Origin of the sequence: Mesorhizobium sp. ES1-3, assembly GCF_020164795.1 — a bacterium.
Classification (GTDB): Bacteria; Pseudomonadota; Alphaproteobacteria; order Rhizobiales; family Rhizobiaceae; genus Mesorhizobium.
On sequence record NZ_JAIUGW010000038.1, the window covers coordinates 20570 to 31306 of the forward strand.

A 10737-nucleotide genomic window follows, 5' to 3' on the forward strand; every position below is an offset into this window, starting at 1 on the left:
ATCGGGAGCGTCCGGTCCGGGCTGGCAGCTATCCGCTGTTCCAGCTTGTCGGCTCTTTCCACTCCGGCGCGCTTCTCGCGCGACCGTCAGTACATCCGTGACTTGCCGCGCGCCCCGAACTCTCGTCCGGCGCGCGCCATTTTCAAAATCAGGCTGCCTTGCTCAGAGAACCAGCGGACGACTTGCCAGTGCGGCGGTCCTGCTCGATCTCGAAGTTGATCTTCTGGCCTTCGACCAGGGTCGACAGTCCAGCGCGCTCGACAGCCGAGATGTGGACGAAAACGTCCGCGCCGCCGCTGTCAGGCTGGATGAAGCCGAAGCCCTTGGTGGCGTTGAACCACTTGACCGTTCCAGTTGCCATAAAAATAGTCCTTCACATTTGCTTTGGTATGACCGGACCGAGGTCCAGCCGGTGTGCATCGAGATTTTGGAGATAGACGTCAGCAAACGCGAAGATCGCGAGGCCCGGATCGATCGGCCGAAATATCAATGGGGCTGATATAGGCTGCTTTCGCACAAAAAACAAGACTGCGTGAAAAAGCCGTGATCTAAGCCGCCCAACGGCCGCCCCAATCTGGTGAAACCGTGACGCGAGATCCGCCGTCCTCGGGCGGCGGATCGACGGGAGAGGACCATGAAAACCATCCTGCTTGCCGCCTGCCTCACGCTGGTGGCCGCCCAGGCGCAGGCGATCTCGCGCTACGACCCGACGCGCATGAGTTGCGGCAAGGTCCAGTCGACGATCGCGGGTCAAGGTGCGGTCATCCTGCGCTATCAGTCGACGCGGGTGCCGGGGCTGCCGCTCTACGACCGCTATGTGCAGAGCCAGCAGTTCTGCACCATGGGCGAGGTGAGGACGCGCGCCTATGTGCCGAGCGCCGACACCAGGTCCTGCCCGGTCTATATCTGCAAGCGGCCGGACAATGAGCGTTTCAGGCATAGGTTCATCCGGCGCCATTAGGGCGTGCCGATATTCAGGTGATGCCGGCCCGACCTGAAACTCGACACATCCGGGAACGGTTCCTGGAACTGCTCTCAAAAGCCGAAGGACACCTGCGCTGGCGGCGGCGGGCCGATGCGCACGCCTTCCATGGCCAGCATCTTTTCCTTGGTGACCGAGCCTCCGGGCGCCGAGAAGCCGCCGATCTTGCCGCCGGCGGCAAGGATGCGGTGGCACGGGATGACCAGCGGCACCGGATTGGCGCCAAGGGCCGCACCGGTTTCGCGCGGCAGGCCGGCATGGCCGGCGCGCTTGGCGAGTTCGCCATAGGTGGTGGTTTCGCCATAGCTCAGTTTTCGTGCCGCGTCGTAGATGGCGAGGCGGAAATCGTCGATGCCGTCGAGATCGACGGGAAAGCCGGTGAAATCGACGTCCTCGCCCGCGGCATAGGCCTTGATCGAGGCGATCAACTCGACCACCCATGACGGCTGGGCCGTGGAGGCGGAAACGCCGGCATGGCGCATCAGCCGCCGCTCCACCACTTCGCGGCTGCGTTCGGGCAGGCAGAGCCGGATCAGGCCCTTTTCGCTCCAGGCGATGCCCATGAAACCGATCACTGTTTCTAACACTGCGTGGCCGGCTGTGATCGAAGATGTCGTTTCCATGATGCTCTCCTTTCCGCAAAGCGGCGGAATCCGGGATTCCCGCCGGTACATATCAGGAACAATATGGCATCGCTGCCTGCGTCCCGCCACCCGAAAACCACCAGATGGCCCCGATTGCTACCCAAGAATCGCTGGTGTAAGGGAAATCTTAACGACCCCGACAAACCGGACTCCGAACGCGGCTTGCCAGCAAAACAAACCCTTATCGCCATCGGCGTGATCGTGGCGGCTGCCGGCATCAGCGGCTGCACCTCGACCTCGCAGATGAAAGCCGCGCCGTCGCTGACCGAAACCGCGACCACGGCAGGCAGCGATGCCGGCTTCACCGTGCCGCTGCCGGAGACGGTTTCGGTGCTGCCGCAATCCTCCGGAATCGCGCCCGTCCAGACGGCTGAGTTGACCCCCGGCGCGGCCACCCCGGCGCTGGATCCCGCGGTCCAGCCGGCCGCGGCAACCGCCGCCTTTGCCGGGACAACGCCCGCGGCGCCGGCCGTGCCCGCCGTGATGACCGCCAATGCCTGGCAGGCGCCGGCCCCGGCGAAAGCCGGCCAGCCGATCCAGTCGGCGGCGACCTATACGACCGCCGGGCTCATCGTGCCGGCGGTTGCCAAGGGCGGCCAGAAAATGCCCGGCGTGCAGCAGGTGGCTTACGTCGTGCCGCAGAACCCGGCTGCCCTGGTGCAGTTCCCGTCGGCGCCGGTGGAGCCGGCAGAAGAACAGCATGCGACCGGCATGCGCGGCGACGTCGACCGGCTGATCGTCAAGTACGCCGCCTTCTATCAGGTCCCGGTGGATCTGGTGCGCCATGTCGTCAATCGCGAAAGCACCTACAATCCCAAGGCCTACAACAACGGCCATTGGGGGCTGATGCAGATCAAGCACGCGACGGCGCGCGGCATGGGCTATGACGGGCCGGCCAAGGGGCTGTTCGACGCCGAGACCAACCTCAAATACGCGGTCAAATATCTGCGTGGCGCCTGGCTGGTGTCGAACGGCAACGCCAAGAAGGCCGACTGGCTCTACCAGACTGGCTACTATTTCGACGCCAAGCGCAAGGGCCTGCTCGAGGCGACCGGCCTCGGCGTCGACCGCAAGCGCGGGCGTCTTCAGCCCGACGCCTGAGCGCGATGCCCGAACCGCGTCCGCCGGCTCCAAACGACATCCGGCTGCGCAAGATCCTCGACGAGACGCTCGTTCCACCGCACTGGCCGGACGGCTTCGTCATGCGCTTGTTTGAGCGCGGCGACGCGCTGCCCCTGCATGCGTTGCTGGGCGAAGTGTTCGACGATGGCACTGACGGCCCTTTCGACGAATGGTGGCCGCGCATTTCCGAAGACCCCGAATTCGACCCGGCGCTGTGTTTCCTCGTCATCGACGCCAAGGGCCGGCTGGCAGCGGCGGCACTGTGCTGGACCTCGGCGTTCGTCAAGGATCTGGCCGTTCATCCAGAGGCGCGCGGCAAGGGCGTTGGCGAGGCGCTGATGTGGCACGCCTTCGCCATTTTCCGCGACCGGGGTGCCACCCATGTCGACCTCAAGACCAATACGCTCGAGAACGCCGCCGCCGTGCGGCTCTACGAGCGGCTGGGCATGAGGCCCGTCGCCTGGGAAGGCTGACTGGCGACGTCGATCGGTGCCGCCATCGCCACCGGAGATGGCTGTTCGGGAACCCAAAGCGCGGCTCCGCATTCAATGAACGGTGGGGTCTGACCGGCTGTCGGGGCTGTGCGCCGCCGGCCAAGGGAGATCCACCGCGATGAAGGTTTTCCACGCATTGCTGGCGTTGAGCGTAGCTGTCCTGCTCGCGGCGGGTCAGGCGAGCGCGGTCGAGCTGTCGATCGTGTCGGGTGACACCGGCAACGGCCTCAAGGTGCTGCGCGAGATCCTCGACCGCTATGAGAAAGAGAGCGGCGACAAGGTCACCATCGTCGCCATGCCGTCATCCGGGACCGATCAGTTCGGTCAGTACAGGTTGTGGCTCGCCGCGGGCAACAGCGACGTCGACATCTACCAGACCGACGTCATCTGGGCGCCGCAACTCGCCAGCCAGTTCGTCGACCTGACCGCGGCGACCAGGGATGTCGTGGGCAAGCATTTCCCGTCGATCATCCAGTCGCAGACGGTCGACGGCAGGCTGGTGGCGCTGCCGATCTTCACCGATGCGCCGGCGCTCTACTACCGCAAGGATCTGCTCGACAAATACGGCGCCAAGGTCCCGGCCACCTGGAAGGAGCTGGGCGACACAGCCCGGCTGGTGATGGACAAGGAGCGGGCCGCGGGCAACAGGGATATCTGGGGCTTCGTCTTCCAGGGCAACGCCTATGAAGGGCTGACCTGCGACGCGTTCGAATGGGTGGTCTCGAACGGCGGCGGCCATATCGTCGAGCCGGATGGCACTATTTCCATCAACAACGCCCGGGCGGCGGCCGCGCTCGACATGGCCAAGGCCTGGATCGGCACCATCGCGCCGCCCGGCGTGCTCGCCTACCAGGAAGAGGAATCGCGCGGCGTGTGGCAGACCGGCAATGCCGTCTTCATGCGCAACTGGCCCTATGCCTATGCGCTGGGCAACAGCCAGGGGTCGCCGATCAAGGACAAGTTCGACGTCGCGCCGCTGCCGGCCGGCACGGGCGAGGGCGCCCGGCCGGCGGCAACGCTGGGCGGCTGGAACCTTGCGGTCTCGAAATATTCCAAGCACCCGGATGCGGCGATCGAACTGGTCAAGTTCATCGCCTCGCCCGCAATGCAGAAATACCGCACGCTCAAGACCGCCAACCTGCCGACCATCCAGGCGCTCTATGACGATGCCGACATCGCCCGGCAACAGCCGATCATTCCGCACTGGAAGGAGGTCTTCCTCAATGCCGAGCCACGGCCCTCGGCGGTGACCCGGAACAAGTACAACGAGGCGTCGAGCCAGTTCTGGAACGCCGTGCACAAGACCTTGTCCGGCGAGGGCAGCGCCGCCGACAATCTGGCCGACCTCGAAGCAACGCTCACCAGGCTGAAGGGCAAGGGCTGGTGAGCGCGCAACCGGCTGACGCCGCCGGCCGGCGCCCGGGCTCGCGGCTGATGCGCCAGCGTGTGCGCTCGGCATGGCTGTTCCTGGCGCCGATGCTTCTGGTGCTCGCCGCCGCTGCCGGCTGGCCGCTTGCGCGCACGGTCTATTTCAGCTTCACCGACGCCTCGCTGTCCGACCTCGACGCCCGCCAATGGGTCGGCTTCGCCAACTATGTCTCGGTGCTGCGCATGCCGAGCGGCAGGATCATCTATGACGGGCTGCTTCTCGACCCGGCCTGGTGGGGCGCCGTGTGGAACACCATACGGTTCGCGGTGGTTTCGGTGACATGCGAGACGATCCTCGGCATGGTCGTCGCCCTGGTGCTCAACGCCGAATTCCCGGGCCGCGGCATCGTCAGGGCGGCGATCCTCATCCCCTGGGCGATCCCGACCATCGTCTCGGCCAAGATGTGGCAGTGGATGCTGAACGACCAGTTCGGCATCATCAATGTCGTGCTGATCAACCTGGGGCTGATCGACCACAAGATCGCCTGGACCGCCAGCGCCGACACGGCGATGGCGGCCGTGCTGATCGTCGACATCTGGAAGACGACGCCGTTCATGGCGCTGCTGATCCTGGCCGCGCTGCAGATGCTGCCGCGCGAGATCATCGAGGTCGCCAAGCTCGACGGCGCCAATCCCTGGCAGATCTTCTGGCGCGTGACCTTGCCGCTGATCCGCCCGGCGGTGATGGTGGCGGTGATTTTCCGGGCGCTCGACGCGCTGCGCATCTTCGACCTGATCTATGTGCTGACGCCCAACAACGCGCACACCAAGTCGATGTCGGTGTTCGCCCGCGAGAACCTGTTCGAGTTCGACAAGTTCGCCTATGGCTCGGCCGCCTCGACCCTGCTCTTCCTCATCCTCGCTCTGCTCACCATGCTCACCATCCGCATCGGCCGGCTAAGCCTGGAAGGAGGCCGCTGAGATGTGGCTCCTGAAGCGCACGGCCTTCTATCTGCTGGTCGGGGCAATCGTGCTCATCGCGGTGTTCCCGTTCTACTACGCCATCGTCACCAGCCTGAAATCGGGGACCGAGCTGTTCCAGGCCGATCCGTGGCCGAAGGCGCCCAGCCTCGGCAATTATCGCAACGTGCTGGCCGAAGGCGCCTTCGCGCGCAACCTCCTGAATTCGCTGGTCGTCTCGGGCGCGGTGGTGGCGCTCTCGCTGTTCCTTGGCGTCACCGCCGCCTACGCGCTGGCGCGCATCCGTTTTCGCGGCCGCTCGGCATTGCTGTTCGCCATCCTGTCGGTCTCGATGTTCCCGCAGGTGGCGGTGCTGGCCGGACTGTTCGAACTGGTGCGGATGTTCGGCCTCTACAATTCGCTCTTCGCGCTGATCTTCTCCTACATGATCTTCACGCTGCCGTTCACCGTCTGGGTGCTCACCGCCTTCGTCCGCGACCTGCCGGTCGAGGTCGAGGAGGCGGCGATCCTCGATGGCGCGACGCCGTGGATCATCATCACCCGCATCTTCCTGCCGCTGATGTGGCCGGCGCTGGCGACCACCGGACTGCTGGCCTTCATCGGCGCGTGGAACGAGTTCCTGTTTGCCCTGACCTTCACCTCCAACGACGCGCGGCGGACCGTGCCGGTGGCAATCGCGCTGCTTTCGGGCAATTCGCAGTTCGAGATTCCGTGGGGCAACATCATGGCCGCCTCGGTGATCGTCACGGTGCCGCTGGTGGTGCTGGTGCTGATCTTCCAGCGCAAGATCGTCTCCGGCCTCACCGCCGGCGGGGTCAAGGGGTGATGGGCTTCGCTTCGGATAAACAATCGGATAAACAAACTGTCCACCAAGGCGGCAGGCGACATCTTGCCAGCATGCAGCCGGCCGCTAAGCTTCGTCTCCGCAGGGGCTTGTTGAAACCGGAGGAAACATCATGCGGCTTCTGCTCTCCAGCCTTGCCACGCTGATCCTTGCCGCCCCGCACTTCGTAGGCACCGCGCTCGCCGCCGACTGCGCCAATGCGCAGGACCAGGCGACAATGAACCAGTGCGCCGGCAAGGATTTCGGCGCGGCCGACAAGAAGCTCAACGATGCCTACAAGCAGATCGTGGACCGGCTGAAGGACAATGCGGCGTCCAGGAAATTGCTGGTCGATGCGCAGCGCGCCTGGGTCGCTTTCCGCGACGCTGAATGCAAGTTCCAGGGCGGCCCGATCGACACTGCGGGCACCATCTATCCGGTGGTCGTCGCCAATTGCCAGACCTCGCTCACCAATGGCCGGCTGAAGGTTTTCCAGACCTATCTCAATTGCCCCGAAGGCGAATTGAACTGCCCGGTGCCAACGGCGCAATAGCCTTCATCCGCTCCTTTCGAAGCCCGGCTCGTGATCGGCGCGCCGGGTGCGAAAAATGTCGGAACCGACCGCGGTGAAACGTCCTTGGGTCGCAGAGCATCCGCGCCGGGACGCCGGCGCGACGACTGAAGGAGCCGACCATGATCACCTTTCCCAACGAATCCGCCAGATACCGCACCGCACGCGAAAAGCTGCTGAAGAAGGAAATCGAGCTGCGCCGCGCCATGGAAGCAGTGGCCGAGGCGCGGCGCACGCTGCCGCCGGGCGGGCCGGTGCCGCAGGATTATGTGTTCGACGGGCTGGATATCGCCGGCAAGACCACAGAGATAAAACTGTCGGAGCTGTTCGCGCCCGGCAAGGATACGCTGATCCTCTATCAGATGATGTTCCCGCGCCATCCGCAGGATACGCGCGACGTCGCAACCAGCGGCGGCACGGCGAAGCTCGCCCGGCCCAACCAGCCGTGCCCGTCCTGCACCGCGCTGCTCGACCAGTTCGACGGCGCGGTCGGCCATCTCGAAGCGGCCGGCTTCAACTTCGCCGTCGTGGCCAAGACGGCGCTGGAAAATCTCGTCACGCTCGGCCGCGATAGGGCGTGGCGCAACATGCGGCTGGTGTCTTCGGCCAACAACAGCTTCAAGCGCGACTACAACGCCGAGGATGCCGACGGCGCGCAGATCCCGCTGCTTCAGGTGTTCCACCGCGATGCCGACGGCATCAGGCATTTCTGGTCGTCCGAACTCGGCTTCGCGCCGACCGAGCCCGGCCAGGACCCGCGCGCCATCGGCACCTGCGAGATCCTGTGGAACCTAATGGATTTCACGCCCGAAGGCCGGCCGGATTGGCATGAGCAGCTGCAGTATGGCGATTCCTGTTGTCACTAACATCTGGGCGTTTCAGCTTCAGTCGCTGAGTTTCGGTTCGGAATGGCTTTTCTGCTGGTGAAGCTCTCGCTCAAGTCGGCTGGAACATCGGAAGATCGGCTGCATTGATAGGAGACGGCTTGCGACCCCCTTTCACGGATTCGAAGTGCGACCCATACTTAAAAACCTTTGGGACTTGGTGCGAGAAAGCGTGGTTGGCTTTGTCGACGACAATGCCCTTAGTCATGGCGCGGCGATGGCCTTTTATGCCGCCACGTCGCTGGCCCCGGTTCTGATAATCGTCGTCGCGATAGTTGGTATCGCATTTGGTCATGACGCGGCACAGGTGGCTTTGTCTGCTCAGATATCGGGGCTGATGGGTTCAGAAAGTGCAGCGCTCCTTCAGGCAGCGCTCGAAGGGGCATCCAGCAAATCATCGGGGACCCTGGCGGCCATCATCGGCGTGGTCACTTTGCTCGTCACCGCCTCGGCGGTGTTCGGCGAGATGCAGCAGGCCCTGAATGCAATATGGAAGGTTCAAGCGAAGGGGAGTTCGCTGTCGCGTCTCCTGCGCGCGCGTGCGGCAAGTCTCGGCTTGGTCGCCGCCCTCGGCTTTATGTTGCTGGTATCTCTGGTGGCGAGCGCGGCGATCTCTGCCCTGGGTAACGTGATCAGCGCTCATTTGCCGTTCGGCGAATTTGTTCTGAGCGCGATCAACACCCTGATTTCCTTTTCCTTGATCTCCGTGATGTTTGCCGCGATCTACAAAGTCCTGCCAGACCGTGCCTTGGAATGGCGGGATGTCGGGATCGGTGCTGTCGTGACCGCCGCCCTGTTCACACTGGGGAAGTCGCTGATCGGTTGGTATATCGGCACAAGTGCGATCGCATCCTCATATGGTGCGGCCGGAGGGCTGCTCGTCATACTGCTCTGGGTCTATTATTCATCGGAAATCTTTCTGCTCGGTGCGGAGCTGACCCGCGCCTATTCCGTTCGACATGGGAGCAGGTCCGACTTGGTCGGGTTGGTTCGAAATGCTCCCGCTTCACAAAACCTTGTTTCAATTCGCCGAGGGTCCAGATCCTCGGGCGTCGTTGCGTTGTTGGCGATGGCGTGCGTGAGCGCGACGATGACAGCCTTTCTGCTGGGGCCTCGTCGCCCGTAGGGAGAGATCACGCTGCAATCCAAGGGTGCTTCCCCTTCTTCCTGCGCGAGGAGAAGGGACGCGGCTGGCAACCTCACCGCATCTGCCGCGTTGGAACCCCGAGGGAACCATTCCGATCGGAGATCCCAGATGAAAATGCTCCTGACCGTGGCCGCCGTCGCGCTGACCGCCGTCGCGCCCGCCGCCCTTGCCCAGACGAACGGCACCAACTCGAACGCCGTCGCGCCCATGTTGCCCGACAGCAAGGTCGACACCCCAACCTTTGTCAGCACCGTGCCCAGCGCCAATGAATTCGAGATCCAGTCGAGCAGGCTGGCCGAACAGAAATCCGCCTCGGCGGACGTCAAGGCCTTTGCCGGCCAGATGATCAAGGACCACACCAAGGCCGGCGAGGACTTCAAGCAGGCGCTGAGCAAGGGGCAGACCACCGCCTCGATCAAGCCCGCCGGCCCCGCGCTGCAGCCCAAGGACCAGCAGATGCTGGACCAGCTGAAAGCCGCCAGCGGCAAGGAGTTCGACCAGAAATACATCATGATGCAGACCGAGGCCCACAAGCAGGCGGTCGCCCTGTTCAGCACCTATGCGAAATCGGGCGACGACCCCGCGCTGAAGGAATTCGCCAAGAAGACGCTGCCGACGCTGAAGGAGCACGAGAGGCGCGTGAAGGAGCTCGGCGCGGCGCATTAGGGGGCGGGGCGTGCACGGTTTGAAATTCGAGCTCTACGGCGCCCCCCTCTGTCCTGCCGGACATCTCCCCCTCTTGGGGGGAGATTGGCTGTCATCACGGCCTTCGCCAATTTTCAACATTGCCAGGAAGAGAGCCGGCGCCAAAGCTGCCAATCTCCCCACTTGAGGGGGAGATGTCCGGCAGGACAGAGGGGGGCGCCGTAGAGCGCTACATTCAATACGCCTCTGGCAAACCCCCACCCCGCAAGGTGGCCCTGTGCCCCCACCCGCCATGAATTACACTGCCGGCCTTACCTTCCGGAGCACCCATGCCCAAGATCGACCTCGCATCCGTGCCCGTCCGCAAGGGCTCCGGCTATCCCGCGCCCTTCGATGCCCCGTGCGCCGACCGCACGCGCCAACGCCTCGGCGATGCCGGCAGGCTCACCGATTTCGGCGTCAACCTGATGACCTTGCCACCAGGCGGCTGGTCGAGCCAGCGCCACTGGCACAGCCATGAGGACGAGTTCGTCTATGTGCTGGAAGGCGAACTGGTGCTGGTCGAGGATGGCGGCGAGACGCTTCTCAAGGCCTGCGACTGCGCGACCTTCGCCAGGAATAGCGGCAACGGCCACCACATGATCAACCGCTCGTCGGTCACCGCGCGCTACCTGGAAGTCGGCTCGCGCAATCCGGAGGATGTGATCACCTGCTCCGACATCGACATGATGAGCCCGAGTTCGGACGGGCGGTTTTTGCATAAGGATGGCAGGCCATATCCGGGGCAGGGGTGAGGGAGCTGGACCATGCGTCCGCGCTGGCGTTCCGCCCGTGCCGGGATAAGCTGCCTATAGCCGCAGGAGTCGGCGCCGGCCCCCTCATCCGGCCGCTTCGCGTCCACCTTCTCCCCGCTGGGGAGAAGAGAATGGCGCTGGCGCTCGTAATCTCCTCTCCCCTCGGGGAGAGGTCAGCCGAGCGAAGCGGAGGCTGGTGAGGGGGCCTAGCAGGCTGTTGAAAAAGGGCTCGCGACAGCTCCTGGTTCGTGATTCACTCTGACCACGAAGATGTGGGAGTGA

The 10737-nt window shown here is 64.2% G+C and carries 13 protein-coding genes; 11 read left to right on the forward strand and 2 right to left on the reverse strand.

The genetic code is table 11. From position 1 onward, the window contains the following. Window positions 1-148: 148 nt before the first annotated feature. Window positions 149-361, reverse strand: a complete 213-nt coding sequence (locus LB536_RS29590; RefSeq protein WP_015316174.1) for a cold-shock protein — start codon at window positions 359-361, stop codon at window positions 149-151. Window positions 362-634: 273 nt separating this feature from the next. On the opposite strand from LB536_RS29590, the gene LB536_RS29595 reads away from it, so the two are divergent. Further along, window positions 635-961, forward strand: coding sequence for a hypothetical protein (locus LB536_RS29595; RefSeq protein WP_140759538.1), 327 nt, complete (start codon window positions 635-637; stop codon window positions 959-961). Window positions 962-1035: 74 nt separating this feature from the next. Here the strand turns inward: LB536_RS29595 and LB536_RS29600 are convergent, their stop codons facing one another. Continuing rightward, window positions 1036-1605 (reverse strand): methylated-DNA--[protein]-cysteine S-methyltransferase, encoded by a 570-nt coding sequence (locus LB536_RS29600; protein WP_224598701.1) that lies wholly within the window; start codon window positions 1603-1605, stop codon window positions 1036-1038. Window positions 1606-1788: 183 nt separating this feature from the next. Between LB536_RS29600 and LB536_RS29605 the strand changes: the two genes are divergently transcribed. The 10 genes from LB536_RS29605 (at window position 1789) to LB536_RS29650 (ending at window position 10455) form a co-directional block, all read left to right on the forward strand. Continuing rightward, a complete protein-coding gene (locus LB536_RS29605) occupies window positions 1789-2727 on the forward strand; it encodes a lytic transglycosylase domain-containing protein (protein ID WP_224598705.1) in 939 nt (312 codons plus the stop codon). Window positions 2728-2732: 5 nt separating this feature from the next. Beyond that, window positions 2733-3221 carry a GNAT family N-acetyltransferase gene (locus LB536_RS29610; protein ID WP_224598709.1) on the forward strand — a complete coding sequence of 163 codons (489 nt, stop codon included), beginning with the start codon at window positions 2733-2735 and terminating at the stop codon, window positions 3219-3221. A 139-nt stretch (window positions 3222-3360) separates the two neighbouring features. Beyond that, window positions 3361-4629 (forward strand): ABC transporter substrate-binding protein, encoded by a 1269-nt coding sequence (locus LB536_RS29615; RefSeq protein WP_224598712.1) that lies wholly within the window; start codon window positions 3361-3363, stop codon window positions 4627-4629. A gap of 47 nt (window positions 4630-4676) precedes the next feature. Then, complete coding sequence (locus LB536_RS29620; RefSeq protein WP_224598739.1) at window positions 4677-5591, forward strand: carbohydrate ABC transporter permease; 915 nt, start codon at window positions 4677-4679, stop codon at window positions 5589-5591. A 1-nt stretch (window position 5592) separates the two neighbouring features. Beyond that, window positions 5593-6417, forward strand: a complete 825-nt coding sequence (locus tag LB536_RS29625) for a carbohydrate ABC transporter permease (RefSeq protein WP_224598715.1) — start codon at window positions 5593-5595, stop codon at window positions 6415-6417. A 130-nt stretch (window positions 6418-6547) separates the two neighbouring features. Next, window positions 6548-6967 carry a lysozyme inhibitor LprI family protein gene (locus LB536_RS29630; RefSeq protein ID WP_224598718.1) on the forward strand — a complete coding sequence of 140 codons (420 nt, stop codon included), beginning with the start codon at window positions 6548-6550 and terminating at the stop codon, window positions 6965-6967. A gap of 140 nt (window positions 6968-7107) precedes the next feature. After that, a complete protein-coding gene (locus LB536_RS29635) occupies window positions 7108-7851 on the forward strand; it encodes a DUF899 family protein (protein WP_224598721.1) in 744 nt (247 codons plus the stop codon). A 145-nt stretch (window positions 7852-7996) separates the two neighbouring features. Further along, on the forward strand, window positions 7997-8995 hold the full coding sequence (locus LB536_RS29640; RefSeq protein ID WP_411966610.1) for a YihY/virulence factor BrkB family protein: 999 nt from the start codon (window positions 7997-7999) through the stop codon (window positions 8993-8995). 129 nt (window positions 8996-9124) lie between these two features. Then, window positions 9125-9682: a DUF4142 domain-containing protein gene (locus LB536_RS29645; protein WP_224598728.1), complete on the forward strand. Its 558-nt coding sequence runs from the start codon at window positions 9125-9127 to the stop codon at window positions 9680-9682. Window positions 9683-9990: 308 nt separating this feature from the next. Further along, window positions 9991-10455: a cupin domain-containing protein gene (locus LB536_RS29650; protein WP_224598730.1), complete on the forward strand. Its 465-nt coding sequence runs from the start codon at window positions 9991-9993 to the stop codon at window positions 10453-10455. Window positions 10456-10737 lie beyond the last annotated feature (282 nt).

Excerpts from the sequence above, each read along its gene's own strand:
- LB536_RS29590 (WP_015316174.1), bottom strand. The coding sequence starts at position 361 with ATGGCAACTGGAACGGTCAAGTGGTTCAACGCCACCAAGGGCTTCGGC.
- LB536_RS29595 (WP_140759538.1), top strand. The coding sequence starts at position 635 with ATGAAAACCATCCTGCTTGCCGCCTGCCTCACGCTGGTGGCCGCCCAG.
- LB536_RS29600 (WP_224598701.1), bottom strand. The coding sequence starts at position 1,605 with ATGGAAACGACATCTTCGATCACAGCCGGCCACGCAGTGTTAGAAACA.
- LB536_RS29610 (WP_224598709.1), top strand. The coding sequence starts at position 2,733 with ATGCCCGAACCGCGTCCGCCGGCTCCAAACGACATCCGGCTGCGCAAG.
- LB536_RS29615 (WP_224598712.1), top strand. The coding sequence starts at position 3,361 with ATGAAGGTTTTCCACGCATTGCTGGCGTTGAGCGTAGCTGTCCTGCTC.
- LB536_RS29620 (WP_224598739.1), top strand. The coding sequence starts at position 4,677 with ATGCGCCAGCGTGTGCGCTCGGCATGGCTGTTCCTGGCGCCGATGCTT.
- LB536_RS29625 (WP_224598715.1), top strand. The coding sequence starts at position 5,593 with ATGTGGCTCCTGAAGCGCACGGCCTTCTATCTGCTGGTCGGGGCAATC.
- LB536_RS29630 (WP_224598718.1), top strand. The coding sequence starts at position 6,548 with ATGCGGCTTCTGCTCTCCAGCCTTGCCACGCTGATCCTTGCCGCCCCG.
- LB536_RS29635 (WP_224598721.1), top strand. The coding sequence starts at position 7,108 with ATGATCACCTTTCCCAACGAATCCGCCAGATACCGCACCGCACGCGAA.
- LB536_RS29645 (WP_224598728.1), top strand. The coding sequence starts at position 9,125 with ATGAAAATGCTCCTGACCGTGGCCGCCGTCGCGCTGACCGCCGTCGCG.
- LB536_RS29650 (WP_224598730.1), top strand. The coding sequence starts at position 9,991 with ATGCCCAAGATCGACCTCGCATCCGTGCCCGTCCGCAAGGGCTCCGGC.